Annotated in this window: 22 protein-coding genes and 1 pseudogene; 11 read left to right on the top strand and 12 right to left on the bottom strand. The window is 65.8% G+C overall.

Annotated elements, in window-relative coordinates; genetic code table 11:
- Positions 1–13: 13 nt before the first annotated feature.
- Positions 14–1,537 carry a purine-cytosine permease family protein gene (locus AC1D14_RS18700; protein ID WP_476882282.1) on the bottom strand — a complete coding sequence of 508 codons (1,524 nt, stop codon included), beginning with the start codon at positions 1,535–1,537 and terminating at the stop codon, positions 14–16.
- Between the two features lie 108 nt (positions 1,538–1,645).
- On the opposite strand from AC1D14_RS18700, the gene AC1D14_RS18695 reads away from it, so the two are divergent.
- Positions 1,646–3,223 carry a PucR family transcriptional regulator gene (locus tag AC1D14_RS18695; RefSeq protein WP_476968956.1) on the top strand — a complete coding sequence of 526 codons (1,578 nt, stop codon included), beginning with the start codon at positions 1,646–1,648 and terminating at the stop codon, positions 3,221–3,223.
- Positions 3,224–3,374: 151 nt separating this feature from the next.
- Here the strand turns inward: AC1D14_RS18695 and purU are convergent, their stop codons facing one another.
- The 7 genes from purU to glyA are packed head-to-tail and all read right to left on the bottom strand — an operon-like array spanning position 3,375 to position 12,243.
- Positions 3,375–4,271 (bottom strand): formyltetrahydrofolate deformylase, encoded by an 897-nt coding sequence (gene purU, locus AC1D14_RS18690; protein WP_476968955.1) that lies wholly within the window; start codon positions 4,269–4,271, stop codon positions 3,375–3,377.
- A gap of 3 nt (positions 4,272–4,274) precedes the next feature.
- Positions 4,275–5,648, bottom strand: coding sequence for an L-serine ammonia-lyase (locus AC1D14_RS18685; RefSeq protein WP_476968954.1), 1,374 nt, complete (start codon positions 5,646–5,648; stop codon positions 4,275–4,277).
- Positions 5,648–6,283, bottom strand: coding sequence for a sarcosine oxidase subunit gamma (locus AC1D14_RS18680; RefSeq protein ID WP_476882284.1), 636 nt, complete (start codon positions 6,281–6,283; stop codon positions 5,648–5,650). Before AC1D14_RS18680 ends, AC1D14_RS18685 begins: the two co-directional genes overlap by 1 nt.
- The gene (locus AC1D14_RS18675) at positions 6,276–9,224 is read right to left on the bottom strand and encodes a sarcosine oxidase subunit alpha family protein (protein ID WP_476968953.1); all 2,949 of its coding nucleotides are present in this window, start codon (positions 9,222–9,224) and stop codon (positions 6,276–6,278) included. The genes AC1D14_RS18680 and AC1D14_RS18675 overlap by 8 nt, the downstream gene beginning before the upstream one ends.
- A complete protein-coding gene (locus AC1D14_RS18670; RefSeq protein WP_476968952.1) occupies positions 9,221–9,643 on the bottom strand; it encodes a sarcosine oxidase subunit delta in 423 nt (140 codons plus the stop codon). The genes AC1D14_RS18675 and AC1D14_RS18670 overlap by 4 nt, the downstream gene beginning before the upstream one ends.
- 27 nt (positions 9,644–9,670) lie before the next feature.
- Positions 9,671–10,891: a sarcosine oxidase subunit beta family protein gene (locus AC1D14_RS18665; protein ID WP_230118467.1), complete on the bottom strand. Its 1,221-nt coding sequence runs from the start codon at positions 10,889–10,891 to the stop codon at positions 9,671–9,673.
- A complete protein-coding gene (gene glyA / locus AC1D14_RS18660) occupies positions 10,888–12,243 on the bottom strand; it encodes a serine hydroxymethyltransferase (RefSeq protein WP_290369746.1) in 1,356 nt (451 codons plus the stop codon). Before glyA ends, AC1D14_RS18665 begins: the two co-directional genes overlap by 4 nt.
- Before the next feature lie 175 nt (positions 12,244–12,418).
- Here glyA and AC1D14_RS18655 point away from each other — a divergent pair, with 175 nt between their 5' ends.
- Entirely contained in the window at positions 12,419–13,090 is a 672-nt protein-coding gene (locus AC1D14_RS18655) for a GntR family transcriptional regulator (RefSeq protein ID WP_230118468.1), read from the top strand.
- An 830-nt stretch (positions 13,091–13,920) separates the two neighbouring features.
- Here AC1D14_RS18655 and hxlA read toward each other — a convergent pair.
- Positions 13,921–14,544, bottom strand: coding sequence for a 3-hexulose-6-phosphate synthase (gene hxlA, locus AC1D14_RS18650; protein ID WP_230118469.1), 624 nt, complete (start codon positions 14,542–14,544; stop codon positions 13,921–13,923).
- Positions 14,545–14,598: 54 nt separating this feature from the next.
- Complete coding sequence (gene hxlB / locus AC1D14_RS18645) at positions 14,599–15,216, bottom strand: 6-phospho-3-hexuloisomerase (RefSeq protein WP_230118470.1); 618 nt, start codon at positions 15,214–15,216, stop codon at positions 14,599–14,601.
- A gap of 131 nt (positions 15,217–15,347) precedes the next feature.
- Here hxlB and AC1D14_RS18640 point away from each other — a divergent pair, with 131 nt between their 5' ends.
- The 3 genes from AC1D14_RS18640 (at position 15,348) to AC1D14_RS18630 (ending at position 18,251) form a co-directional block, all read left to right on the top strand.
- Positions 15,348–16,676 (top strand): helix-turn-helix transcriptional regulator, encoded by a 1,329-nt coding sequence (locus tag AC1D14_RS18640; protein WP_476882288.1) that lies wholly within the window; start codon positions 15,348–15,350, stop codon positions 16,674–16,676.
- A 50-nt stretch (positions 16,677–16,726) separates the two neighbouring features.
- Entirely contained in the window at positions 16,727–17,299 is a 573-nt protein-coding gene (locus tag AC1D14_RS18635) for a GNAT family N-acetyltransferase (protein ID WP_230118472.1), read from the top strand.
- A gap of 136 nt (positions 17,300–17,435) precedes the next feature.
- Positions 17,436–18,251, top strand: a complete 816-nt coding sequence (locus AC1D14_RS18630; protein ID WP_230118475.1) for an IclR family transcriptional regulator — start codon at positions 17,436–17,438, stop codon at positions 18,249–18,251.
- A 23-nt stretch (positions 18,252–18,274) separates the two neighbouring features.
- Here the strand turns inward: AC1D14_RS18630 and AC1D14_RS18625 are convergent, their stop codons facing one another.
- Positions 18,275–18,532, bottom strand: coding sequence for an FAD-dependent oxidoreductase (locus AC1D14_RS18625; RefSeq protein WP_290369747.1), 258 nt, complete (start codon positions 18,530–18,532; stop codon positions 18,275–18,277).
- Positions 18,533–18,874: 342 nt separating this feature from the next.
- Between AC1D14_RS18625 and AC1D14_RS18620 the strand changes: the two genes are divergently transcribed.
- The 6 genes from AC1D14_RS18620 to mshA all read left to right on the top strand — a co-directional run bounded on the left by AC1D14_RS18620 (position 18,875) and on the right by mshA (position 25,865).
- Entirely contained in the window at positions 18,875–20,773 is a 1,899-nt protein-coding gene (locus AC1D14_RS18620; RefSeq protein WP_476968951.1) for a BCCT family transporter, read from the top strand.
- 161 nt (positions 20,774–20,934) lie between these two features.
- Positions 20,935–22,062: a GTP 3',8-cyclase MoaA gene (moaA, locus tag AC1D14_RS18615; RefSeq protein ID WP_476968950.1), complete on the top strand. Its 1,128-nt coding sequence runs from the start codon at positions 20,935–20,937 to the stop codon at positions 22,060–22,062.
- 1 nt (position 22,063) lies between these two features.
- Entirely contained in the window at positions 22,064–22,336 is a 273-nt protein-coding gene (locus AC1D14_RS18610) for a MoaD/ThiS family protein (RefSeq protein WP_290369749.1), read from the top strand.
- A 415-nt stretch (positions 22,337–22,751) separates the two neighbouring features.
- The gene (locus AC1D14_RS18605; RefSeq protein ID WP_476968949.1) at positions 22,752–23,894 is read left to right on the top strand and encodes an S-(hydroxymethyl)mycothiol dehydrogenase; all 1,143 of its coding nucleotides are present in this window, start codon (positions 22,752–22,754) and stop codon (positions 23,892–23,894) included.
- Positions 23,891–24,511: an MBL fold metallo-hydrolase gene (locus AC1D14_RS18600; RefSeq protein ID WP_476968948.1), complete on the top strand. Its 621-nt coding sequence runs from the start codon at positions 23,891–23,893 to the stop codon at positions 24,509–24,511. The genes AC1D14_RS18605 and AC1D14_RS18600 overlap by 4 nt, the downstream gene beginning before the upstream one ends.
- Positions 24,512–24,608: 97 nt before the next feature.
- A complete protein-coding gene (gene mshA / locus AC1D14_RS18595) occupies positions 24,609–25,865 on the top strand; it encodes a D-inositol-3-phosphate glycosyltransferase (protein WP_476882291.1) in 1,257 nt (418 codons plus the stop codon).
- 193 nt (positions 25,866–26,058) lie between these two features.
- Here the strand turns inward: mshA and AC1D14_RS18590 are convergent.
- A pseudogene (locus AC1D14_RS18590) lies at positions 26,059–26,271 on the bottom strand (inositol-3-phosphate synthase); the annotation flags it as partial.

The raw sequence follows: 26,271 nt of genomic DNA, 5'->3' as shown, positions 1-26,271 counted from the left end.
GGTCCGTTCCTTTCTAGAGGGCGGCAGTGGTTGTTGACGGGAGGGCTACTGTCTCCGGGACGGCTGCCGGGACCGGCTGCGATCCGGCATCGGCCAGAAACCTGCGGTGGACCCGGGGGCCAAGAACCGCGTAGCACGCGGCGCTGCTGAGGCCACCCGCGAGCCAGGACAGGTCCCAGCCGCCCAAGGCCACGGCGATGGGGCCCTGCATCACCGGGATCAGCCCGTACATGAACAGCCAGGTGGCGAAGATGCCGACCAGGAGGGATACAACGCCGGCCCAGTTGATGCCGGGGAGCCGCCCGGTGCCCACACTGTCGAACAGCCGTCCGCCGTCGGCTGGCCAGCGCTTCTCGATCCAGAAATAATGCACAAGCATGACGCCGCCCCAGGCAGCCACCCAGGCCACGAGCCCRATCAGCCATGCATCCAGGACAGAGGCGAAGTCCTCCTGGAAGATGAAGAATACGACGGCGGCCAGCGAGAAGACGCCGACGAACAGGTTCAGCTTGCGGCGGCTGATGGTGATGTCGAGCGCCTGAGTGGCGACGGAGAAGGTGTAGATGTTCAGGATGTTGGTGGCGATGGGCCCGTGCAGGACCATCAGGAGCACCGGGAGCGCCATGACCCCGAAGTTCTGGACTATGAGCTTTCCGGGGTCGATCTCGCCGCTGTTGGTGGCGAGGCTGGCTCCCAGGATTCCGAGCCAGACGACGGGGATGAACTGGCCGAGGACCGACGCGAGGTAGACCTTGCGCTTTGGCACTTCGGTGCTGACGAACCGGGAGTAGTCGGCGGCGTACGTGAACCAGGTGATCCCCCAGCCAATGCCGATCGCCGTCATGACCGCGCTCATCGCGGCGATCCGCTCCGAGCCTTCGAGGATATTGCCGGCCGGTCCTGCGTAGGACCAGTTGATCTTCATCCCGAACCAGGCGACGGCGGACATCACCGCGAGGATGATGATGGTTGGCGGTACGGTCCATTTTTCAAACGCGGCAATGGCCTTGTAGCCGAACCAGGCGATGGCCACCTGCGCTGCCATGATGGTGGTGGCGACGCCGATCTTCCATCCGTAGTTGTGGGCTGTCGGGTCGACCCAGCCGAGCGTCCCGAAGAGGGCCATCACGAGGTCCAGGATGATCCAGGTGTTCACTGCGCACCAGCCGATCACCAGCAGCGCCTGGATGGAGGCGGGCAAGTAGTTTCCGCGCCGGCCGAACGCCGCGCGGGCCAGCACCATGCCGGTGGCGCCGGTCTTCTGGCCGAGCAGTACAAAGCAACCGAACAGCAGCATTCCGATGAGGTTGCCCAAGACAAGGACAGTGACGGTGTCGGCAAAGCCGAGCCCGAGGTGGATGCCGAGGGCGCCGAGGACCCAGTTGATGGGTGCCAGGTTGGCGCCGGCCCAGATCCAGAACTGTCCGGAGACTTTCCTGGTCCGCTGGGATTCCGGAATGGGCTGGAGCCAGGCTTCGACATCATTGTCGGCTGCCGGCACTGGGCCGTCCGCGGCTGCAGTGGAGTGGTTGTGCATGGGGGCCTCCGTAGGGGGAAGGGGGATACCGCCAGATTATGTGTCACAGGCCACAGTCAACAAGATACTATGTGTACAACACAACGCTCATCTACGTTACGGATCGTAATGCCTGTATTGCTAGCCGACGTGCTTAAGCACCCCACCCTCACGGCCGCTGATCCCGTGATCCGCGCCGGGGCAGGTGCAGCGTCGGGTACACAACTGCGCTGGGTCCATTCGAGTGAGGTACTGGACATTGCGCCGTTACTTAGCGGCGGTGAACTGCTTCTCACCGGGGGTGATGCCCTGGTCTCAGCCACGGACGGCCGGCGCGTGGAGTACGTCCGACAGCTGGCTGAACGCGGCGTCGGCGCCCTGGCCGTGGAGACAGGCCAGACCCTCGCGTCGCTTCCGTCCTCGATGATCCGGGCCGCCGAAGAAGCCGGGCTGCCCCTCATTGAATTCCGCAAAGTAGTGCCGTTCGTGGGCATCATGCAGGCCATCAACTCGATGCTGGTCAGCGAATCGGTGGCACACCTGCGCCGCGCGGACGAGGCCAGCCACGCCATGGCCGTGGAACTGGCCCACGGGAGCAGCCTGGACCGGATTCTCGCCGTGCTGGCCGGGATCATTGAAGCGACGCTGGAACTCTCGTCGGTGTCCGGTGTGACACTGGGAACCGCCGCCCCGGCAAGTGACGGTTCCGCCGGTTCCATTCCGGCGGACGGTTCCGGGCCCGACGAACGGCGCGAAAACGCGGTGGGGACCGGCACGGATGGAACGCCGATCAATATCGACGTCCCCGTCCGCGGCGTGCCCTCCGCCAGGCTGGCAATCAATGTCCCGGCCCATGGCGACGTCAATTTGGCACGCGTTGCCGGCGGGCGGTGCGTTGACATCCTTTCGCTGGCGCTGCTGCAACGGATGCCACCCGGCCTGAAAGAGGTCGCAGGGACCGCGCTGCTGCGCGCTGTCAGCTCCGGCAGTCAGCCCTGGCGGCTGCAACAGCTCTCTCCGACTGCCGGGATTCCGGCCTCGGCAACTGTGGTCGCCATCGTCGTCAGGACGTCCACGTCCCAACAGTTACGCGCCGCAATGGACAAGATCCTGAAGCGCTCAGCCCAGCAGAGCGCCAGCTATGTGGATAATTCAGAGCTTCTTGCCCTCGCAGCCCTTCCTATTGACGGCGCCTCCGCCGCACGGGCGGAACTCGTGGCGGCCTTGCAGGAACTCCCTGTGGAGGCCGGAACCATGACGGCGGTGGGCCCCCTGGCTGCCGGGATCATAAACGCACCGTGGTCGCTGTCGGAGGCGAAATGCGCCCTGGACCTGGTGGTGAACGCATCACTCCGAGCGGCGAGGCTGCCGTCGGAATCCGCAGGTGTGGTGGTCGACGTCGAAAACCTCGCCGTGGAGCGAATGGCTGTGCAGCACCTGGACCAGGGGGCACGGCAGGACTTTGTGCGCCAGCAACTTGGACCCGTACTGGAGCACGACGAGCGGCGGAACTCCCAGCTGCTGACAACCCTGGCCATCTGGCTCGACTCCGGCTGCAATACGGCGCAGGCCGCGAGGGAACTTCACGTGGAGCGGCAGTCGATGCATCACCGGCTGCAGCGGATTTTTGAATTGTGCGGCGGAGATCCGCGGGGAACCGGCCGGCTCGCAGCCCTGCATCTGGCCACCCGGCTGGCCGTCCTGTAGCCCCGGCGGGATGGACGCTCTCTCACCTTTCGCAACAAAAATAGGGACGCTCTCGCACTTCCCCCAAGGAAGTGAGAGCGCGTCCCGGCTCAAGCGACGGGAAGTGAGAGAGCGTCCCGGCTTAAGCGACAGGAAGTGAGAGAGCGTCCTGCTAGCGGAGCACCACTGTCCTGTTGCCCTGCAGGATCACGCGGCCCTCGCAGTGCCAGCGGACGGCGTTGCTGAGCGCCTTGCATTCGGTGTCGCGGCCGGCGGCAACCAGGTCCTCCGGGCCGTACGTGTGGTCAACCTCCACCACCTGCTGGGAGATGATGGGCCCCTCGTCGAGCTCGCCGTTGACGTAGTGTGCTGTAGCCCCCACCGTTTTCACCCCGCGGGCGTAGGCCTGGTGGTAAGGCTTGGCGCCCTTGAAGCTGGGCAGGAATGAGTGGTGGATGTTGATGGCACGCCCGTCCAGCTTGCGGGTGAGCGCGTCGCTGAGGACCTGCATGTAGCGCGCCAGCACCACCAGTTCCACATCGAACTCGTCCACAAGCTCCAGCAGCCGGGCCTCCGCAAAAGGCTTGGTGGCGGCGGTGACGGGCACGTGGAAGAACGGGATCCCGTGCCATTCCACGAGGGTCTGGTGGTCGGTGTGGTTCGAAACAACGGCCACCACCTCCACCGGAAGTTCGCCGATCCTGGCGCGGAACAGCAGGTCGTTGAGGCAGTGCCCGAACTTCGACACCATGATCAGCACGCGCCGCTTGGAGCCGTGCGGCTCCAGCCGCCAGCTCATCCCGAAGCGTTCCGCCACCGGGCCAAAAGCGGCCCGCAGGGTGTCCGCGGTGGACACATCGCCGTCGGACGCAAAGTGCACCCGCATGAAGAAGTGCCCTTCGGAGCGCTCGCCGAACTGCTGGTTGTCGATGATGTCGCAGCCGTGTTCCAACAGGAAGCCGGAGACGGCGTGCACAATGCCAGGCGACTCCCGGCAGTCCAGCGTGAGGACATGCTCCACGGTGGTCGCGGTCGGACCGGTAAAGGATTCAGTCTCGATGGCAGTCATGGCTCAGCACTCGATCACATTCACGGCGAGGCCCCCGCGGGAGGTCTCCTTGTATTTGGTTTTCATGTCCGCTCCTGTCTCACGCATGGTTTTGATGGCTTTATCCAGCGACACCTTGTGGCTGCCGTCGCCGTGCAGCGCCAGCCGCGCGGCGTTGATCGCCTTCACGCTGGCGATCGCATTCCGTTCGATGCAGGGGATCTGCACCAGGCCGCCCACTGGATCGCAGGTCAGGCCAAGGTTGTGTTCGATCCCCACCTCGGCGGCGTTTTCCACCTGTTCGGGGGTGCCGCCGAGGACCTCGCACAGCCCGGCGGCCGCCATGGAGCAGGCCGAGCCCACTTCGCCCTGGCAGCCCACTTCAGCGCCGGAGATGGAGGCGTTGATCTTGAAAAGAATCCCGACGGCGGCCGCCGCCAGCAGGAAGCGGACCACACCGTCGTCGTCGGCTCCCGGAACAAACTTGACGTAGTAGTGCAGCACCGCCGGCACGATCCCGGCCGCGCCGTTGGTGGGGGCGGTGACGATCCGCCCGCCGGCGGCGTTTTCCTCGTTGACGGCGAGGGCGAAGAGGTTTACCCATTCCATGGCCCGGAGCGGATCGGTGACGCCGGTGTCCGCGGTCAGGGTGTTGAATAACGACGGCGCCCGGCGCCTTACGTTCAGACCGCCGGGAAGGATTCCTTCCGCGGTGCAGCCGTTGTCGACGCATTCGCGCATGACGGCCCAGAGTGCCAGCAGCTTCTCCCGGAGCTCCGCTTCGCTGCGCCACACGAGTTCGTTGGCGAGCATGACGTCGGAGATGGACATGCTTTCGCGGCGGCAGATCTCCAGGAGTTCGTCGGCCGTGGTGAAGGGGAAGGGGAGGACGGTGTCGTCGGCCACCACGTTGTCGCCGGGACCAACGGCGCCGTCAACCACGAAGCCGCCGCCGATGGAATAGAAGCTCCGTTCGCTCAGCACGGCGCCGGCATGGTCCAGCGCCCGGAAGGTCATGCCGTTGGGGTGCGCGGGCAGGGACTTGCGGCGGTGCAGCACCACGTCCTCGTCCCAGTTGAAGTCCACCCTGTGGTCCCCGCCGATCCGGAGTTCGGCGTCGAGGGCGGCCGCGGCCACCTGGTCGTCGGCCGTGGAGGTGTTCACCGTTTCCGGGTCCAGGCCCTGGAGGCCCAGCACCACGGCCTTGTCGGAGCCGTGGCCCCGGCCGGTGGCGCCGAGCGATCCGAACAGTTCGGCCTGGACCCTTGTGGTGGAGCTCAGGTGGCCATCACCTTTGAGTCCTTCGGCGAACAGCTTCGCCGCCCGCATCGGGCCGACCGTGTGCGACGACGACGGCCCGATGCCAACAGAGAACAGGTCCAGGGCGCTGAGCGCCATCAGGGCACCTCGGGGGAAGCGAACTCCCTCATGGCATCCAGGAGCCAGCGGCCCAGGAAGTCCGCGAACGAAGCCCGCGGGAACAGCCGGAAGCTGTCGTCCCCGGTCTTCAGGAGGGTGACCGGAATGTTCCCCACCTCCGTGGTCAGGGCCGTTCCCGGCGTGAAGCTCCGCGGGTGCAGGTCCAGGGCGCAGCCTTTCTCCAGCACGGCGCGGGCCCGGGGGCCGGAGAGCTCGAACGTGGTGCGGTTGGCGGACAAGTCCACCACCTGTCCCGGGGCATCGCCCAGGGCTGCGGTGAGCGAGCCGATCAGGTCCCCGCCCAGGGAGTCGTGGGCCTCTTCGGGGGCCACCACAAGGAATTCGGACGGGCCGAGCCACAGGACGCTGACGCCGTCCCTGCCGGTGACCTCGCCGCAGCGTGCCGGCAGGCCGCCGGCGACGGACGCGATCCTGGCGCCTTCCTCGGAGCTGGGGGCGACGCGGACGCCGGCCATGGTCTGGAACGGGCCCTCCTTGAGGACGACTGCCCCTGGCACGGAGCCGGCTTCGAGTGCCTGGGCCAGGTGGGAGGCCGGGCTGCGGCGGATTTCCCGGAGTCCATTGATGCCTGTGAGTGCTGCGGTGTTAGCCATCTTTACGGGTCCCTTCGGGGTCAAAAAGTACGGTTTCGGCGACGACGACATCAACCAGCTGGTCGCCGGCGGCGGCCACGAGGGTCTCGCCGATGCGGTTGCGGCCGTTCTTGATCAGTGCCAGTGCGAACGACCTGCCGAGCGCGGCGCTGTGGTAGCTCGAGGTCACGAAGCCCTGCATGGGCACGGGCCCGTAGGCGGGGTTCGTGGTGATGCCCTTCTCCACCAGCTGGGTGCCCTCCGGCAGCCGGAGTGACCCGTCCACGGGAAGGACGCTGACCAGGTGCTTGCGGTCCTCACGCTGTGCGTCAGCCCGGGCGTAGGAGCGTTTGCCGATGAAGTCCTTGGCCTTGGAGACCACCCATTCCATCCCGGCGTCCTGCGGGGTGACCGTGCCGTCGGTGTCCTGCCCGACGATCGGGTAACCCTTCTCGGCCCGGAGCACGTGCATCGTTTCGGTGCCGTACGGGGTGATGTCGAATTCGGCGCCTGCGGCGGCCACGGCTTCCCAGGTGTTCAGCCCGTACCAGGACGGCACATTGATTTCATAGGCCAGTTCACCGGAGAACGAGATCCGGCAGATCCGCGCCCTGACACCGGAGGCGAGGGTGGTTTCGCGAAAGGTCATGAACGGGAAGGCTTCAGCCTCGAGCCCGCCGCCCGCGGCGAGTTCGGGGGCCACCTTCGCGATCACCGCCCGGGACTTGGGCCCGACGACGGCGATGGTGGACCACTGTTCGGTCACCGAGGTGCAGTGCACGTCCAGTTCGGGCCATTCGGTCTGCAGCCACTCCTCCAGCCAGTCCAGCACCTTCGCGGCGCCGCCGGTGGTGGTGGTCATGAAGAACCGGTCCTCGTCGAGGCGGAGGGTCACGCCGTCGTCGAAAATCATGCCGTCCGCCATGCACATGACGCCGTAGCGGGCGGAGCCGGGTGCGAGCTTCTTGAACGCGTTGGTGTAGATCCGGTTGAGGAATTCACCGGCGTCCTTGCCCCGGATTTCGATCTTGCCGAGGGTGGTGGCGTCCATGAAACCCACGGATTCGCGGACGGCGGCGCATTCGCGCAGCACGGCGGTGTCCATGTCCTCGCCGGACTGCGGGTAGTACCAGGGCCGCTTCCACTGCCCTACGTCCTCGAACAATGCTCCCTGTGCCACGTGCCACGGGTGGATCGACGTGACGCGGGCGGGGTCAAACAGTTCGCCGCGCTGGCGTCCGGCCAGTGCCGCGAAGGCCACGGGGGTGAACGGCGCCCGGTAGGTGGTGGTTCCGATGTCGCCGATGCCCCGGGACGCTTCGCCGGCCTGCCGGAGGGCGGCGGCGATGACGCCGATCGCGTTGACGCCGGAGGTCTTGCCCTGGTCGTTGGCGGTGCTGATGGAGGTGTAGCGCTTGATGTGCTCCACGGAGCGCATGCCGGCCCCGGTGGAGCGGAGAACGTCGGCCACGGACTGGTCGCGCTGAAAGTCGACGAAGTGGTGGTGCCAGTCATCCGGCGTGCCGGTCTGCCCGGGGACCAGCCACAGCTGGCGGGTGGGGCCGGACGCTTTCGGCTCACTGATAACGGAAGGCTCGACGGCGGAACCAAAGCCGGCGGCGATCGCCGCCGACGCTCCGGCCGAGATGCCCTCGGCGAGGCAGTCCTCGAGTTCGAAGCTGCCGCGGCCTGAGCCGACAATCTGCTGGTTCGGGACCATGCTGCTCGGCACGAAGGCCGCCAGGTCCTCGTCCCAGCGCAGCTTGCCCTGCCGCTGCGAGTGGAGGTGAACCAGCGGGCTCCAGCCGCCGGAGACTGCCAGCAGGTCGCAGGCGACCTCCTCGATGCCGGAGGTGAGTTCGCCGTCGTCGTTGATGCTGCGGACGGTGACCCCCGTCAGCCGGCCGTCGCCGTCCTCTGCGGCGGCGGTGTCGGCCACAGCGCTGCCGATCAGCACACGGGTGCCGGCTTCGACGGCGGCGGCGGCCACCGGGGTGAGGCGGGGACGGGCGTCGACGACGGCGGCCACCTTGACGCCGGCGGCCCGCAGGTCCGCGGCCAGGGAGTAGGCGCTGTCGTTGGTAGTACTGATGACCGCGCGCTGCCCGGCGGCGACGGCGTAGCGGTTGAGGTAGCTGCGCACGGCCGAGGAGAGCATGATGCCGGGGCGGTCGTTGTTCTCGAACACCAGCGGCCGTTCGTGGGCGCCGGGAGCAAGGACGACCTGATTAGCACGGATGTGCCAAATACGCTGCCGGGAGACACCGGGGGCGGCCGGGCTGGACAGGTGGTCGGTGCGGTTCTGGACGGCGATGACGTAGTTGGCGTCGTAGGCGCCGAAGGCCGTGGTGCGGTTCAGGACGGTGCATTCGGCTCCGGAGACGAGCTCGGCTTCGACGTCCGCCACCCATTCGAGGGCGGGCTTGCCCTCGATGGTCTCGGCCAGGCCGGGGGCCGTGGATCCGGAGAGAAGCGTGCCGCCCAGTTCGGGCTGGTCGTCCAGCAGCATCACGCGGGCGCCGGTGCGCACGGCTTCGCGGGCCGCGGCCAGGCCGGCGGGGCCGCCGCCGATCACCAGGATGTCCGTGTGGACGTATTTCTTGTCGTACTCGGCGCGGTCGTCCTCCGGGTCCAGCCGGCCCAGACCGTTCAGCAGGCCTGCCTTCAGGCCGTCCACCAGGGTGACGGTGGTGGCGGGGAGCATGGATTCGGCCACGTGGCCGGGGAAGCGCGGTTCGATCCGGACCAGGGCGTTGGGTTCCTCCACGCCGGCTGCCAGGATGCCGCGGGGCCGGTCCTCGTAGAGCGAGTTGCCGACCGTGATCCGGCCGTTCGCGAGCAAGGCCGAGGCGAGCGTGTCGCCGGGGTGGCCGGTGAATTCCTCGCCGTCCACTGTGAAACGCCAGGAGATGCTGCGGTCGATGCGTCCGCCGGCGGCGAGGCGGGCGTTCTGGGAAGTCACTTGGTTGCTCCTTCCGGGGCGGTGGTGCTGGGGGCTGGATCGGCCGGGGCGATGCTGGTTGCAGAGGTGCTGGGTGCGGCGTTCCCGATGGTGGTGCTGTCCGCGGCGACGCTGGCGGTGCCGACTTCAGCAGCGGCGGGAACCGCCGTCGCCGGCCGTGGCGTGCCCATCGGGTAGACGGCGTGGATGTCGTAGGTGACGGTGTCGCGGAGCATGTTGAACCACTGGCGGCAGCCAGTGCTGTGAAGCCAGCGCTCGGCGAAGGTGCCCTTGGTGTTGTCGCGGTAGAACAGGTATTCGGCCCATTCGCGGTCGTTCAGCTCGTTCGGGTTTTCCGGGTAGGGCACGTGGGCCTGGCCGCCGTAGTGGAACTCGGTCTCGTCGCGCGAGCCGCAGTTGGGGCATGAGATAAGCAGCATGTGCGTCTTCTTTCTAGTGGACGGCGGCTAGTGGGCGACGGCGGCTGCGCCGTGTTCGTCGATCAGGGCTCCGGTTTCAAAGCGTTCCAGCGCAAACGGCCTGTTCAGCTTGTGCGGTGCGCCCGTGGCGATGGTGTGTGCGAACGTGAGTCCGGCAGCGGGCGTTCCCTTGAACCCGCCGGTTCCCCAGCCGCAGTTGACGAACATGTTCTCCACCGGTGTGGTGCCCACGATCGGCGAGGCGTCCAGCGTGGTGTCCACAATCCCGCCCCAGGTCCGGAGCACATGCGCCCGGGCAAAGATGGGGAACAGTTCGACGGCGGCGGCCATCTGGTGCTCGATCACGTGGAAGGATCCGCGCTGGCCGTAGCCGTTGTAGGAGTCGACGCCGGCGCCCATCACCAGTTCACCCTTGTGGGCCTGGGAGACGTAGACGTGCACGTGGTTGGACATGACCACCGTGGGGTGAACCGGTTCGTGCAGTTCGGACACCAGCGCCTGCAGCGGGTGCGACTGGATGGGGAGCCGGAAACCGGCCATTTCCGCCAGGACCGAGCTGTGTCCGGCCGCGCACAGGCCCACCTTTTCGGTGTTGATGGTGCCGCGGTTGGTCTTGACGCCCACTACACGGTTGCCGTCCTTGAGGAAGCCGGTGACCTCACAGTTCTGGATGATGTCCACGCCCAGTTCGTCGCATTTGCGGGCGAAGGCCCAGGCCACGTGGTCGTGCTTGGCGATGCCCGCGCGCGGCTGGTAGGTGGCGCCCATGACGGGGTAGCGGATGTTGTCGCTGATGTTCAGGATGGGGCACAGTTCCTTGACCTGGTCCGGCTCCAGCCATTCGGCGTCCACGCCGTTGAGCTTGTTCGCGCCCACGCGCCGGATGCTCTCGCGGACGTCACCCAACGTGTGGGCGAGGTTCATGACCCCGCGCTGGCTGAACAGGAAGTCGTATTCGAGCTCCTCCGGCAGGATTTCCCAGAGCTTCAGGGCGTGCTCGTAGATGGCCGCGCTCTCGTCCCAGAGGTAGTTGGAACGGATGATGGTGGTGTTCCGGGCCATGTTGCCGCCGGCGAGCCAGCCCTTTTCCAGGACGGCGATGTTGGTCATGCCGTGGTTCTTGGCCAGGAAGTATGCGGTGGCCAGCCCGTGCCCGCCGCCGCCCACGATCACTGCGTCGTAGGAGGACTTGGGCTCCGGGTTGCGCCAGAGGAAGTCCGGGTGTTCCGGAAGCTGCTGCGTGCTCACTGGGCTGCTCCAATCATGTCTGCCTCGAAGTCGGCAATCTCGGTGCCGTCGTTCAGATGCGGGTAGAGGGGAAACTGGTCGGCGAGCGCCGTGACCCGGGCGCCGAGTTCGACGGCGGTGTCCTCGCTGAGCGGTCCGCCGGCGGTTTCGCCGCCGGTCGCCGCGGCGATGAGCGCCGTGGCGATGATGTCCGCCACTTCGGTGAATTCCGCTGCGCCGAAGCCCCGGGTGGCCAGTGCAGGCGTTCCGATCCGGAGACCGGAGGAGACCATCGGCGGGCGGGGGTCGAACGGGACGGCGTTGCGGTTGACAGTGATGCCGATCCGGTGCAGGGCGTCTTCGGCCTGCTGGCCGTCCAGTTCCGAGTTGCGCAGGTCCACGAGGACCAAGTGGACATCGGTGCCGCCGTTGACCACCGAGATGCCGGCGGCGGCGACGTCCTCCTGGAGGAGCCGGGCTGCCAGCAGCTTGGCTCCCTCGAGGACGCGTTCCTGGCGTTCCTTGAATTCGGGGGTTGCGGCCAGCTTGAAGGCCACTGCCTTGGCGGCGATGACGTGCTCCAGCGGGCCGCCCTGCTGGCCGGGGAACACGGCGCTGTTGATCTTGCGGGCGTACTCCTCCTTGGCGAGGATGACTCCGCCGCGCGGGCCGCCCAGGGTCTTGTGCGTAGTGGTGGTGACGACGTCGGCGTACGGCACCGGGTTCGGGTGCAGCCCTGCCGCCACGAGGCCGGCGAAGTGCGCCATGTCCACCATCAGGTACGCGTCCACCAGGTCAGCGATCCGGCGGAACTCGGCGAAGTCGAGCTGGCGGGAGTAGGCCGACCAACCTGCGACGATGAGCCGCGGGCGGTGCTGCAGGGCCAGGGCTTCGACTTCGGCCATGTCCACGCGGAAGTCGGATTCGCGCACGTGGTAGGGGACCACGTTATAGAGCTTGCCGGAGAAGTTGATGCGCATGCCGTGGGTGAGGTGGCCGCCGTGTGCAAGATCCAGACCCATGATGGTGTCGCCCGGGTTCAGCAGGGCGAACATTGCCGCGGCATTGGCCTGGGCGCCCGAGTGCGGCTGGACGTTGGCGAACTCGGCACCGAACAGGGCCTTGACCCGGTCAATGGCGAGCTGCTCGATCACGTCAACGTGCTCGCAGCCGCCGTAGTAGCGCTTCCCGGGGTAGCCCTCGGCGTACTTGTTGGTCAGGACCGAGCCCTGCGCCTCCATGACGGCCGCCGGAGCAAAGTTCTCCGAGGCGATCATCTCGAGGGTGGACTGCTGGCGGACCAGCTCGCGGGCAACGGCCTGCTCGACCTCTGGATCGACTGCGGAAAGTCGCTCATTCAACTGCTCAACCACGGATGCTCCTTTGAAATACCATTTCGTCTATAACTGATATATCAGTGTGATGACAATGGTATGATTGAGATCACAAGAGAGTCAATAGCCGGAAGCAAAGTGGCACTGAGCTTCCATTTGAATCTCGGGCCGCAGTAGGTAAGAGGACCCCAGCACCGAGGAACGGAGCCGCGCCGTGAATGCACTTCCCGCTTTGCCGTCCGCCGAGGACGAAGTACTGTCCCAGGCCGAGGCAGCGTACCGGCAGTTGCGCGACAAGCTGATCATGCTTGAAATCCGGCCCGGCGAACCCATCAACGACGGGCAGTTGGCCGCGGAGCTCGGCTTCGGCCGCACGCCCGTGCGCGAGGCGATCAAGCGGCTGGAGGTGGACCACCTTGTGGTGTCCTATCCGCGGCGGGGAACATTTGCCACCACTGTGGACTTCACGGAGTTGGCCGACGTCTCGGAAATTCGGGAACTGCTGGAGCCGCTGGCGGCCCGCCGCGCCGCGAAGAGGGCAAACGCCGCGATGCGCCGCGAATTACTGCGCGTGGCCACAACAATCGCGGAACTGGATCCGAGCCCTGCAGAATCCCGTGAGCTTATGAAGTACGACCTCACGGTGCACCGCCTGATCTACAAGGCGGCCGCGAACCCGCACCTCGAAGACACCCTGATCCGCTACGACAACCTGGCAACCCGCATCTGGTGCCTGGTCCTGGACAAGGTCCCCTCAGTGAGCGGCCACATCACCGAGCACGTGGAGCTCCTCAATGCGGTGGCCGAAGGGGACGCGGACAAGGCCGGTGAACTCGCTTTGCACCACGTCACGAGCTTCGAGGAGACCATCCGCAAGGTCCTCTAGGCAGCATCACCCCGCCAGACGCTCTCTCACTTACCGCCATAAAAACCGAAACGCTCTCTCACGAGTGAGAGAGCGTTTCAGCTGACGCGGCAGGAAGTGAGAGAGCGTCCGGCAAACAGTGCCAGGGCTCCGGCCGCAACGCCGAGCGTGATTCTTTTGGTTCGTGACATGTGGTGTCTCCTCGATCCGCCGCGCGAAACGGCTTGTGGCTAAGGGCGGCGTCAGGTTCAGCCCCCTCATACAAAGATGCGGCAGCGGGATATGGCACCGCTGTTCGGAAACTGTCAGGAAGCTGTGAGTGCAACCGACGATGCGCAGGGGGTCGGCGGCCACGTAACTGTCGCCGTCGGCATCCATGTCCCTCAGCGTCGGAACTGAACAACAGCGGAGGCTTTCCCCAACCTCGCCGGTCGCCTTCATGCAGTCCGTCCGCGCACCTGGAGGAGTCCATGCAGCTGATCAGGATTCCGGGACCTAGCTCTCACCGGATCACTTCCGGCGTTTCGGCCATTTCACGTTCATCAGCAGCAATCCCAGCAACAGCGAGTCCACGGTCATGATTGCCGCTGCGAGGTACGCCCAGCCGATCATCATGAGTTGCTCACCGCCAGCCGAAGGCCTGAAGTGCAGGGTTGGATCAGACTGCGCATGACAATCTCCTGACTTGGATCCCCCAGCCATTCGATAGTTCATACAGTGTGCCACGGCGCCGCCCGGGAAGGAACGGCACCCGGAGGCCGGCAGTCGGCACCAGAACCTCGGCCAACACCAGAACGGCGGCCGGCACCGAAGAGATGCGGACCGCCGTCGGGGTTTCCCGGAAGCTCCTGCTAGATGATCGCTGCGCGCAGTTCCTTCGCGGCCAGCTCGGGGTCCGCGGCGCTGTAGATGGCACCGCCGGCGACGGCCACGTCGGCGCCCGCCCGCTGGACGGCCTCGATGGTGGAGAGGTTCACTCCGCCGGCCACGGAGAACGGCACGCGTGCTTCCTCCCCGGCGCTCAGCAGCACGTTCAGGTTGTAGCCGGGCTTGGCCTGCTCATCCAGGCCGGCGTGCATCTCTACGAATTTCGCACCCAGCGCGCGGACTTCCTTGGCACGGGTGACCTTGTCCGCCACGCCGATCAGGTCGACGACGACGCCCTTGTTGTGGGCCTTGGCTGCCTTGACGGCACCGGCAATGGTGGAGTCGTCGGCGGCGCCGAGCACGGTGATCAGGTCAGCGCCGGCCTTGAAGGCGATGTCGGCTTCGAGTTCTCCGGCGTCCATGGTCTTCAGGTCCGCGAAGACGATCTTGTCCGGGTGGGCGTTCTTGATGGCGGTAACGGCGGAAAGCCCTTCGCTCTTCACCAAGGGCGTGCCGAGTTCGATGATGTCCACGTGTTCGGCAACCTTGCCGGCCAGTTCGAGGGCGGCTTCGGTGGTGAGGAGGTCGATGGCGACTTGCAGTTTCATGTGTTCTTCCTTGGTTTGTTGAGTGGTTCAGGTGGTTTGTTGGCGTTTCGGGGGTTACTCGAGGTTTGCGTGGCGCAGCCAGAGGTCTTCCGGAGCAGCGGCGTCTTCATCCCAAAGACTCTGGAACACCGCTTCCGTCGTGGTGAACAGCACCTGCTCGAACAGGCTGCCGGAGTACTGGCGCGAGACTGCTGATCCGTGGTCCGTCTTCTGCACCCCCGGGATTACGACGACGGCGGAGGCCGCCTCCGCGAGTGGGGAACCCGGGTTCGTGGTGTAGACAGCCACCCGCGCGCCCTGGGCGGCAGCGGTCTGTGCTGCCTTGACGACGCTCGATGTGGTGCCGGAACCGGAGGCGGCGAGCAGCACGTCTCCGGAGCGGACGGCGGGTGCTGTGGTCTCGCCCACCACGTGCACTGTCAGTCCCAGGTGCATGAGCCGCATGGCCGCCATCTTCAGGACGAGGCCGCTTCGCCCGGCGCCGGTGACGAAGATCCGCTGGCCGCGCCGGATCTCAGATGCCAGGGCGGCAACCTGCTCCGGATCCACGCGGGCAGCTGTCCGCTGGATCTCGTCCAGGACCAGGAGCTGGTTCCTGGTGACCGATGCTGCCGGAACTGCGGTGGACGTTCCTGCCAGCGTGGCGGGATCGGTGCCCGTCATGACACTCATGGGTTATCTCCTTCGGGACGTTCTTGCCCTTCCATCTTCGATTGCTAAACGGGCGGGCACTACGGCATGATCGGACGGTCTTTCCCACCCAAAGGGATAGGCGGCGCCGCGGATTTCTATACAATGGACGGGTGCCAGTCACTACCGAAGCCGCCACCCCTCCCCCAACGCCTGAGACGTCCGAAGGCGTGAAACCCCTGCTTGAGGCGATCGCGTCCCTGTCCTCGGCGCCGCTGGCCCAGATCGCGCAGAAACTCCACCGGGCCACCCTCCCGTACCTGCGGAGCAGTGCCCTCGTGATCTTTACGGAAGACTGCACAGGCCGGCCACAGAAAAAGTCCGGTGACGAGTCCGTCATCAGCCAGGTCTCCATCGCCGAACTGGATGCCGTCAGAGCGTCGCTGGACGGGGGCGAAACTTGGCAGGGCCGGGCACCGATCGGGGGCCGGGAACGTCCCATCCTTGCCCTGCCGTCGCCCACAAACGCGTTGCTGGTTCTGACCGATCCCCAGTCCGCCACAGGAGAAAGCGGTGCGGGGCTTCCCGGGCAGGAGCTTACGGTGCCGTGGCTGGTCCGTTACCTGTGGGATCTCGCGGCCGAGCGTATCCGCGAAAAGGTGGCGGATGCACCGCCGTCGTACCTTATCGAGTCCCGTGCGGCGTCCGCCGAACGGGTCAGGGTGACGGCGGAACTGGTTGACCGGCACTCAACCACGCTGGAGACATTGCTTGCCGCCCTGCGCTCCCCCGCCCTCGCGGACGGTGCAGCCCGGAAGTCCGCCACAGATGTCGCCGCCAAGGCCCTGGTGGAACTGCGGACGCTCAATGACCGCACCACGGAACAGGTCGAAGAACCTGTTGCCACGGCCTTCCAGCGCCTCCGCGAAGATCTCCGCCCGCTGATGCATTTCAGCGGCATCGACGTCCAGTTCATCGAGCCCCCAGTCAACGGCCGCGCCCTTCCCGGGGAAGTGGCGCATGCCGCCCGGGCCATCGTCCGTGGCCTCGTGCTCGCCATGGTTGAACAGCCGGATGTGCGCCGCATCCGTACCCAGTGGGATTGCGACGGCGAGAACCTGCTCATCAACGTCCGCGATGACGGCCTGGGCAGCCTCTCCGCAGAGGCTCCCAGCATCGCCCGCCTGACGCAACGGGTGGAGGTCCTGGACGGCCAGATGACGATCGACCTGATGCAGGGCTGGGGTGCCGACGTCGCTGTCACCCTTCCGCTGGACCCGCCCGGCCGCAAACTGCCCGACGTCGCCGCCTGGAACCTGGGTGACCGGGAGCTGGAGGTCCTGCAGCTGCTGGCCGCCGGGCAACGGAACCGGGCGATCGCGGCCAAGCTGCACGTCAGCGAAAACACCGTGAAGTTCCACCTCCGCAACATCTACCGCAAGCTCGGCGCCACTTCGCGCACTGAAGCGATCGCCTTGGCGCACAGCAACGGCCTGCGCTAAGTCGTCTTTCCGCGCTTGCCTCCACCCGAGAGCGGTGGCAAGGTGGCCGCATGGCGATCGAGGTCCGTCCGGCGACGCAGTTCGAGGACGTGAAAGCGGTGGTGGGGCCCAAGCGGCCCGACGCAACCGTGTGCTGGTGCCTGAGCTACCGCATTCCGTCAAAGCAAAACGTTGAGCTGCGGGGCACTGCCCGCGGGGAGCTCGTGCAGGAACTGGTGGCGCAGGACCCGCCGCCCGGGGTGCTGGCGTACGACGGCGGGGAGGCAGTTGGATGGGCCGGTGTCCATCCGCGCGCCGACACCAGCTTCGCACGCAACCGCCGGATCCCTCACGTGGACGACCTCGACGTGTGGGCCGTGTGGTGTATCCGGGTGCGCCCGGGGTACCGCGGGTGGGGAATTTCCCATGTGCTGCTGCAGGGTGCCGTCGAATTCGCACGCTCGTTCGGCGCGCCCGCCATCGAGGGCTATCCGGTGGACAACCAGGGCAGGAAGGTGGACCTCACCATGGCCTATGTCGGTACACGCAAACTCTTCGAGGATGCAGGTTTCACCAAGGCCGCCGACACCGGCTCCGTCCTCAATGGCTTCCCGCGGGTGCTTATGCGCCTTGACCTGCGCTGAGCGTTAACCGCCTCAACGCAATGTCGGCTTCGTCACACTTCCCGGCATAGGATCAAAACGGGGGATTGGCCGAGAGGCCTGTCCCCGCGGTCTCCCTGGAAAGCAGACCGCCGACACTACTTTGAGAGTATGGATCATGGCTTCGAACAATGACCCTGAATCCGATGCCGACAGCGAGGGCGAGGGCGGCCAGCATGGCGGTGTCCAGTCTGTAGACAGGGCCCTCGTTGTCCTGGAGATCCTGGCCCGCGAAGGCCATGCTGGCGTGAGTGAGATCGCCGAGGAAATGGGCATTCACAAGTCCACTGCCTCCAGGCTGCTCGGCTCCCTGGTGGGCAGGGAGATGGTCCACCAGAACAGCGAACGGGGCAAGTATCAGCTGGGCTTTGGCATCCTGCGCCTGGCCAGTTCCATTCCCGGCCGGCTGAGCCTGGTCCGCGAGGCACGCCCTGTGCTCGAAAGCCTGGCCGAGGAGTTCAAGGAGACGGTGAACCTTGCCGTGCTCCGGTCCAATTACGCGGTGAACGTGGACCAGGCCATGGGACCGTCAACTCTGGCTACCTATGACTGGGTGGGGAGCCTGACCCCCTTGCACGCGACATCGAGCGGGAAAGTTCTGCTGGCGGCACTGCCGGTGGAAGAACGGGAAAGGATCCTGACTGAGACCGGACTGCCGGCCCGCACCCCGCGGACCATCACCAGCCGCGACAAGCTTGAAAAGCAACTTCTGGACGTCGCCCACCACGGCCATGCGGTGGTCAGGGAAGAGTTTGAAATCGGTCTGAACTCCATGGCGGTTCCGGTCTACAACCACTTGGGGACGGTGATCGGCGCGGTCAGCATCTCCGGCCCCGCATTCCGCTTCGATCCGGAGAAAACGCCGGGCCTCGTCGAGGGCCTCGGGCAGGCTGGCCTGCGGATCAGTGCCAACATGGGCTACACGCGCCGATGACCCGGACCGGTGGTTGAGCATCGCTATCCAGCAGCGCCTGCACCGCTAGCGCCGCCGCCAAGAAGCCACTCAGCGTTCAGTCCGTGGTCGTCCGTCTCGAGAAACAGATCTTCGGCCGTGATGGTGCCGAGGAGGAATTCCTTGGACAGGGGCGGCCTGTCATAGGGGCGGTGATGCTCATCGCCAAGGGTGACCAACCGTCCGGAGAAGCCCTGAGCGCGGGCTGCCCTGACCGCCGAAAGGCCGGCCAGTGAGGCGCCCACGATCGCAAGTGTCTGCATAACCCACTCGCTTCCTAACTGCTTTATGCGCAACAACAACCGCGATAAGCAACAGCGTGATGTGTGACATGTCGACTGTCAAGGATGACGCCAGGCCAAGGAATTCCTTGACAATTGCGTGTGAGCTAGCGCACTCTGTTGCTGAAGACGATGCGTGTTGATTACTGCGGAACTAAACGAGCAGAGGATCCGTCGCCCCTCCCCCGGCGGAACTGCTGGTCCGCATTCACGAAATCAAGATTGTCGACGGCGACAATCGAATCCGAGGACGAGCCGGACCTGCCGCCGGGCTAACCGCCGGCGGCCACGGCCGCCGTCCCACTTATTCAATTAAGGAACCTCATGACAATCAATAGTGACGTCACTATCGATGAAAGCAGCGAAGACAGTCGGGACTCCGGGGTGGACCCGGCGTTGGAACGAGAGCCTGAACCTCCCCAGGAAGACCTGCAAATCCTTCAGGCCCTGCGGGAAACCGAATCAGAACACGAAGAAGCGCGGCGCAGCAGCCAGCTGTTCCGGAAGGGAGGCATCGACAAGGTAGTCTTCGGCGTCGCCGGACTGCTCACACTGGCCTTTGTCATCTGGGGATTTGCCGGCAGGGAGAACCTGGCCGCCACTTCCCAGGTGGTCCTTGACTGGGTCATGGAAAACACCGGCTGGATGTTCGTTTCCCTCTCGTCCCTATTCGTGGTCTATGTGCTGTGGCTGGCGGTCAGCCGCTTCGGGAACATTCCGCTGGGGAAAGACGCGGAAAAGCCCGAGTACTCCATGGTCTCGTGGGTCTCGATGATGTTCGCGGCAGGCATGGGCATCGGGCTCATGTTCTACGGCGTGGCCGAGCCGCTGTACCACTACATCTCCCCGCCACCGGGCACCGTTGACGGCCAGACTCCCGCGGCGGTCCAAACGGCAATGGCAACTTCGATCTTCCACTGGACCCTGCACCCGTGGGCCATGTACGCGGTGGTGGGCGTTGCCATGGCCTACGGGTCCTACCGCCTCGGCCGCAAGCAACTCATTTCCTCCGTCTTCACGTCCCTGTTCGGCATCCGCAGGGTGGAAGGTCCCATCGGCAAGCTCATCAACATGCTGGCCATCTTCGCCACACTCTTCGGAACGGCAGCATCGCTCGGACTCGGAGCGCTGCAGATCGGCAGCGGCATGGCGTCCAACGGCTGGATCGGCGGCCAACTTGCCACCCCCGTGCTCGTGGTGATCGTTGCCATTCTCACAGCCTGCTTCGTGGCCTCGGCAGTCTCCGGCATCAGCCGCGGAATCCAGTGGCTGTCCAACATCAACATGGTCCTGGCCGCACTCCTTGCGGTCATCGTCTTCGTGGCCGGGCCAACGCTTTTCATCCTGAACCTGATTCCGGCGGCCGTCGGCGACTATGCCCGGGACCTGGCCGAGATGGCCTCCCGGACCGAGGCCGTCGGCGACGATGCCCTGCGCACATGGATGTCCGGCTGGACCATCTTCTACTGGGCCTGGTGGGTCTCCTGGACTCCCTTCGTGGGCCTGTTCATCGCCCGCATCAGCCGCGGCCGCACCATCCGCCAGTTCGTCACTGGTGTCCTGCTGGTCCCCAGCGTCGTCAGCGTGATCTGGTTCGGCATCTTCGGCGGCGCCGCCATCCATATCCAGTCCACAGCTGATGCCACACCGGACACCGGCGATGGCCTGGCCAAGATCGTCGACGGAACTCCCACGATTTCCTTCGATGGTGCGCTGTTCGATCTGCTCCACCACCTGCCCTTGCCCAACGCCATTGCCGCCGCGGTCTCCATCCTGGCGATGGTCCTGGTGGCGATCTTCTTCGTCACGGGTGCCGACGCGGCCTCCATCGTGATGGGTTCACTGAGCTCCGACGGCGCTGAAGAGCCACGCCGGGGAGTCGTTATCTTCTGGGGTGCCCTCACCGGCGCCGTCGCATCTGTGATGCTCCTTGCCGGCGGCGACAAGCCTGCCGAGGCGCTTGCCGGACTGCAACGGATCACCATCGTCTCAGCGCTGCCCTTCGTGCTTGTGATGTTCCTGATGTGTTTTGCCCTGACAAGGGATCTGCGCAGGGACCCGCTGTCACTGCGCAGGCGGCTGGTCACATCCGTCGTCGAGCGCTCCATCCGCAGTGGAGTCGAACAGCATGGCGGCGTCCAGTTCGATCTGGTGACCAAGCATGAATGTGATGAACGGTGCTCCAAGAGTGAGCTTGATCCTGCCGGGGACAAGCGGCGCTAAGTACAACGCGGCCGGATCCCGGTACCACCTCGGATCGGGATCCGGCCGCACTGACGCGCCCCTGCAAGAACGTCGGACCCAGAAAGGGAAAGCGCAATGTCCGCAACAATCGGCACAGTCGCCGCGGTAACCACCCGGTCATCAGCTCGAAGCCACCACTGATGACCGTTCAACTTGGCTTGCCGGTGTTGCGCCAAGAGGCCCCCTACAACCGGATGAAGATCCCGCCGCGGCGGCCGCAAGGGCAGCCTTCGGGACTGTTCGACCGTTTTGGCCGCCGGGCCACCGACATGAGACTGTCCGTGACGGACAAGTGCAATCTCCGATGCACGTACTGTATGCCTGCGGAAGGCCTGGAATGGCTTCCCAAGCCGGCGGTCATGACCGCCGAAGAGATCGTGCGGATCGTGGGGATCGGCGTCGATCGGCTCGGAGTCAGGGAGCTGCGCCTGACGGGCGGCGAACCTCTGGTCCGCGGGGACCTCGTGGACATTGTCAGCGCGCTCCGCTGCCGCCACCCTGACCTTCCGATCTCCATGACAACCAATGGTCTGGGACTGGACAAGAAAGCCGAGTTGCTGAGGGACGCCGGCCTCACACGGGTCAATATCTCCCTGGACTCCCTGCACCAAGAGACCTTCACCAAAATTACCCGGCGCCCTTACCTGGGCAGGGTGCTGGCCGGGGTCCAGGCAGCCTCGTCCGCCGGCCTCGGCCCAATCAAGATCAATGCCGTACTCATGCGCGGCATCAACGACGCCGAAGCACCAGCGCTGCTGGCTTGGGCCCTTGAATTCGGTCATGAGCTGAGGTTTATCGAGCAAATGCCGCTGGACGCCGACCATGGCTGGTCCCGGCGCGACATGATCACAGCAACGGAAATCCGGGAAATCCTGGGAACAGTGTTCGTGCTGGCTTCCGATCCCGGGGATCGTGACGGCGCGCCCGCCGAACGCTTCCGCGTCCGACGTCGGGACCCGGCCACCGGCGGACCCGCCGGTCCGGTGCTGGGCACGGTGGGAATCATCGCCTCCGTCACGGAGCCGTTCTGCTCGGACTGCCGGCGGACCCGCATGACGGCCGAGGGCACGATCATGAGCTGCCTCTTCTCGCGCCAGGAGTTCGACCTCCTGGGCCTCCTGCGGGAAGGTGCACCCGAGGACGAGCTTGTGCGGCGGTGGGAGGACGCCATGTGGATCAAGCCCAAAGCCCACGGCATGGAACACACAGGCTTGGGGGCGCAAGACTTTGTCCAGCCGGACCGAACCATGAGCGCCATAGGAGGCTAATTTGGCAGTACTGGTCCGTTACTTTGCCGCTGCGGCAGCGGCGGCCGGCATGGCGGAGGAACACTTCGACCTCGCGCCGGGGTCAACGCTGGACGAACTCCTGTCCGCCATACTTGCGGCAGACCGCCCGCAGCCCACTGCCGGCGCTCCGCAACTTGACGGGGTTCTGTCCAGGAGCAGCTTCCTCCGTAACGAAGTGGCTGTCCGCGACCGGTCAACAGCCCTGAATTCGGAGGACGTCCTTGACGTTCTCCCGCCCTTTGCGGGCGGCTAACTCTCCGCGTCTACGAGCGCGTCCCAAACTAGGAAAGGCACTCACATGGCACCATCGGCGTCCACAGTGGCAAAGGTTGAAACGGAATCAGATGAAGCTTCCTCCGTTGATGACTGCGACTACCACGGCTGCTTTTTCTGTTCCGGCCCCGAGACCGACTGACGGCTGCGTCCGGCTTTCCCGATTGCCTCGAGCACGTTGACGCAGCCAAGTTCGGGCGCATACGATCACTTATATATTAGTTATATAACTCACAAATATCAGGTAAATCAGTCGCTCCCAAAAAGCCGCTGACGCCGAATCAGAAGACCTCCGGCCACCACCCGCTCCCCCGCATAGACAGCGCCAGGCGCCTGCGAAAAAGCGATGTGTCAACTGTGCCAGCCGCAGAACACTCGAAAGGAACACCCAGATCATGGTTCATAAAGTGAAGGCAGTTGTTGTCAGGGAGAAGAACGCTCCGGTGTCGGTGGAAACGATCCTGGTCCCGGATCCGGGGCCAGGGGAGGCCCTGGTGGATGTCTTAACGTGCGGGGTGTGCCACACGGACCTGCATTACAAGCTGGGCGGCATTGGGGACGAGTTCCCGTACCTGCTGGGCCACGAGGCCACCGGCGTGGTCTCCGCCGTGGGTGAAGGTGTGACCGAGGTGGCCCCGGGTGACCGGGTGATCCTGAACTGGCGTGCGGTGTGCGGGCAGTGCCGGGCGTGTTCGAAGGGCCAGCCGCAGTATTGTTTCAACACCGCCAACGCCACCCAGAAGATGACGCTGGAGGACGGAACCGAACTGTCCCCGGCCCTGGGGATCGGGGCGTTCGCGGAGAAGACACTGGTCGCTGCCGGGCAGTGCACCAAGGTCGATGAGGACGTCGACCCGGCCGCGGTGGGTTTGCTGGGCTGCGGGGTGATGGCCGGCATCGGGGCGGCGATCAACACCGGGGAGGTCAAGCGCGGCGAATCGGTGGCCGTGATCGGCTGCGGCGGCGTGGGCATTGCCGCGATCGCCGGCGCGAAGCTGGCCGGGGCCACCACGATCATCGCAGTGGACATCGATGAGAACAAGATCGAGATGGCCAGATCCCTGGGCGCGACCCATGGCGTGAACTCCCGCACCTCCGACCCAGTGGAGGCGATCCGGGCGCTGACCGGCGGGAACGGGGCCGACGTCGTGATCGAGGCCGTCGGACGCCCCGAAACCTATAAGCAGGCGTTCTACGCCCGGGACCTGGCCGGCAGAGTGGTCCTTGTCGGCGTCCCGACGCCGGACATGCAGCTGGAGTTGCCGCTGCTGGATGTCTTTGGCCGGGGCGGGTCGCTGAAGTCCTCCTGGTACGGGGACTGCCTGCCCTCTCGCGACTTCCCCATGCTCGTCTCCCATTACAAGCAGGGCAACCTGGACCTGGACGCGTTCGTCTCCGAACGCATCACCATCGACCAGGTCGAGGATGCCTTCGACAAAATGCACGAAGGCAAGGTCCTGCGCTCCGTCGTCGAAATCCAGCCCGCCCAGGACATCCAGACTGTCGAAGGCATCCAGACGGCAGGTGCCTCCGCATGAGTGTCACGATCGAAAACCTGGTCACCTCGGGGACCTTCTCGCTCGACGGCGGGACATGGGACGTGAACAACAACGTCTGGATCGTGGGCAACGAGAACGAGTGCGTGATCATTGATTCCCCGCACGACGCCGCTGCGATCATCAGCCAGGTGCGTGGCCGGAAGGTCCTGGCCATCCTGCTCACGCACGCGCACAACGACCACATCGGCGCCGCCCGCGACGTCGCCGGCGCCGTCGCCGCACCCATCTGGCTGAACCCGGAGGACCAAGTCCTCTGGGAACAGGTCTACCCCGGGACCACCCCCGACCGCAGCATCAGCGATGGGGACGAATTTACCGTGGGCGGGGCCACCCTGAAGGCGATCCACACGCCCGGCCACTCGCCGGGCTCCACTTGCTTCCTCCTCGAACAGGAGGGAACGGTGTTCACCGGGGACACCCTGTTCAACGGCGGCCCCGGTGCCACCGGCCGCTCCTACAGCGACTACCCGACCATCCTGACCTCCATACGCGAACGGCTCCTCACCCTCCCCGCGGAAACGGTGGTCCGGACCGGCCACGGCGACAGCACCACCATCGCCGCCGAACGCGAAAACCTCGCCAAGGTATCCCAGTAAGACTGGGCAAAACAGCCGAACGGCCCCCGTCCTGTAGATGGGGGCCGTTCGTGTACCACTTCATAAAGCGGTACTTCGCAAAGCAGAAAGGAGGGACATGTCCTTGATCAAGCGCGTGGCTTTCCTGTCGCTGCACACCTCCCCCATGGAACAGCCCGGTTCCGGGGACGCCGGCGGCATGAACGTCTACGTCCGGGGCCTCGCCTCGGCCCTGGCCGAATCCGGCATCGAAGTGGAAATCTTCACCCGGTCCACCGCCGCCGGCCAGCCCGCCGTCGAACACCCCGATCCCGGCGTCTGCGTCCACAACGTCCTGGCCGGTCCGCCCCGCAAACTCCCCAAAGAGGAACTCCCCGAACTGCTGCACGCCATGGTCGCCGAAATCGAACGCATCCGCGCCCGGCAGCCCCACGGCCGCTACGACCTCATACACTCCCACTACTGGGTCTCCGGTAGCGCCGGCCTGGAACTTTCCGCACTGTGGAACGTGCCGCTGGTGCACACCATGCACACCATGGCCAAGGTCAAAAACCTCCTGCTGCAGTCCGGTGAGGAACCCGAACCCCGCCGCCGGGAGGACGGCGAACACCGGATCGTGGACGGCGCCACCCGGCTGATTGCCAACACCACCGCCGAAGCCGCCGAACTCGTCTCCCACTACGGAGCCGACTTCGACCACATCGACGTCGCACCCCCCGGCGTCGACCTGTCCGTCTTCACGCCGGCGTTCCGCGCCCGCTCCCGCACCGCCCACGGCATCGGGCCGGGCACGTTCCACCTGCTCTTCGCCGGCCGGATCCAGCGGCTCAAAGGCCCGCAGATCCTGCTCAAGGCCGCCGCCCTGCTCCGCCAGCGCCGCCCAGACATCGACCTGAAACTCACCGTCCTCGGCGAGCTCAGCGGCGCCAAGGACTTCAACCTCAAATCCCTCGTCAGCGCCGCCGGACTGGACGACGTCGTCACCCACCACCCGCCGGTCGGCGCGTCCGAACTGGCCGCCTGGTACCGCGCCGCCGACGTCGTCGTCATGCCCTCTTACAGCGAATCCTTCGGCCTCGTCGCCCTCGAAGCGCAGGCCTGCGGCACCCCCGTGGTCGCCACCCGCGTTGGCGGGCTGACCCGCGCCGTCAGCCACGAACGGACCGGGCTGCTGGTGGACGGCCACCGCGCCGCCGACTGGGCCGACGCGCTGGAAGCCCTCTACGACGACCCCGCCACCCGCGACCACATTGGCCGCGCCGCCTCCATCCGCGCCGAAAACTCCGGCTGGCAGCGGACCGCCGCCATCACGCTGGAAAGCTACCACGCCGCCGCGGAACAACGCCCTGCCCGGCTCCAAGCCTTGGCGGGGTAACCTCCGCAGCTCGCCGCCGGCAGTTGCTTCCTCTGCTGGTCCGCATCCCGCCTAAGCACCGACGCTCCCCCACCGAAAGTGAGGGAGCGTCGCGTGGAAACCTGCAAAAGCTGATGGAGCGTCCGGATGAAGCCCGCAGGATCTGAGGGAGCGTCGGGTCAAGACCTGCAGGAACTGACGGAGGGTCCGGGGTTTAGCGCTCGAGGTCGCCGCGGATGAAGGCCTCGACCTTTTCACGGGCGAGGTCGTCATTGAACTGCTCCGGCGGGGACTTCATGAAGTAGCTCGAAGCCGACAGGAGCGGCCCGCCGATACCGCGGTCCAAGCCGATCTTGGCGGCGCGGATGGCGTCGATGATCACGCCGGCGGAGTTGGGCGAGTCCCAGACCTCCAGCTTGTATTCGAG

The organism is Arthrobacter sp. P1_B11 (assembly GCF_056406715.1).
The sequence above is the reverse complement of the archived record's forward strand: the minus strand, read 5'-3'. Positions and strand labels throughout refer to the sequence as shown.

Coding starts and splice junctions, on each gene's coding strand:
- AC1D14_RS18695 (WP_476968956.1), top strand. CDS start 1,646: ATGCCTGTATTGCTAGCCGACGTGCTTAAGCACCCCACCCTCACGGCC.
- purU (WP_476968955.1), bottom strand. CDS start 4,271: ATGACTGCCATCGAGACTGAATCCTTTACCGGTCCGACCGCGACCACC.
- AC1D14_RS18685 (WP_476968954.1), bottom strand. CDS start 5,648: ATGGCGCTCAGCGCCCTGGACCTGTTCTCTGTTGGCATCGGGCCGTCG.
- AC1D14_RS18680 (WP_476882284.1), bottom strand. CDS start 6,283: ATGGCTAACACCGCAGCACTCACAGGCATCAATGGACTCCGGGAAATC.
- AC1D14_RS18670 (WP_476968952.1), bottom strand. CDS start 9,643: ATGCTGCTTATCTCATGCCCCAACTGCGGCTCGCGCGACGAGACCGAG.
- hxlA (WP_230118469.1), bottom strand. CDS start 14,544: ATGAAACTGCAAGTCGCCATCGACCTCCTCACCACCGAAGCCGCCCTC.
- hxlB (WP_230118470.1), bottom strand. CDS start 15,216: ATGAGTGTCATGACGGGCACCGATCCCGCCACGCTGGCAGGAACGTCC.
- AC1D14_RS18635 (WP_230118472.1), top strand. CDS start 16,727: ATGGCGATCGAGGTCCGTCCGGCGACGCAGTTCGAGGACGTGAAAGCG.
- AC1D14_RS18630 (WP_230118475.1), top strand. CDS start 17,436: ATGGCTTCGAACAATGACCCTGAATCCGATGCCGACAGCGAGGGCGAG.
- AC1D14_RS18625 (WP_290369747.1), bottom strand. CDS start 18,532: ATGCAGACACTTGCGATCGTGGGCGCCTCACTGGCCGGCCTTTCGGCG.
- AC1D14_RS18620 (WP_476968951.1), top strand. CDS start 18,875: ATGACAATCAATAGTGACGTCACTATCGATGAAAGCAGCGAAGACAGT.
- moaA (WP_476968950.1), top strand. CDS start 20,935: ATGACCGTTCAACTTGGCTTGCCGGTGTTGCGCCAAGAGGCCCCCTAC.
- AC1D14_RS18605 (WP_476968949.1), top strand. CDS start 22,752: ATGGTTCATAAAGTGAAGGCAGTTGTTGTCAGGGAGAAGAACGCTCCG.
- AC1D14_RS18600 (WP_476968948.1), top strand. CDS start 23,891: ATGAGTGTCACGATCGAAAACCTGGTCACCTCGGGGACCTTCTCGCTC.
- mshA (WP_476882291.1), top strand. CDS start 24,609: ATGTCCTTGATCAAGCGCGTGGCTTTCCTGTCGCTGCACACCTCCCCC.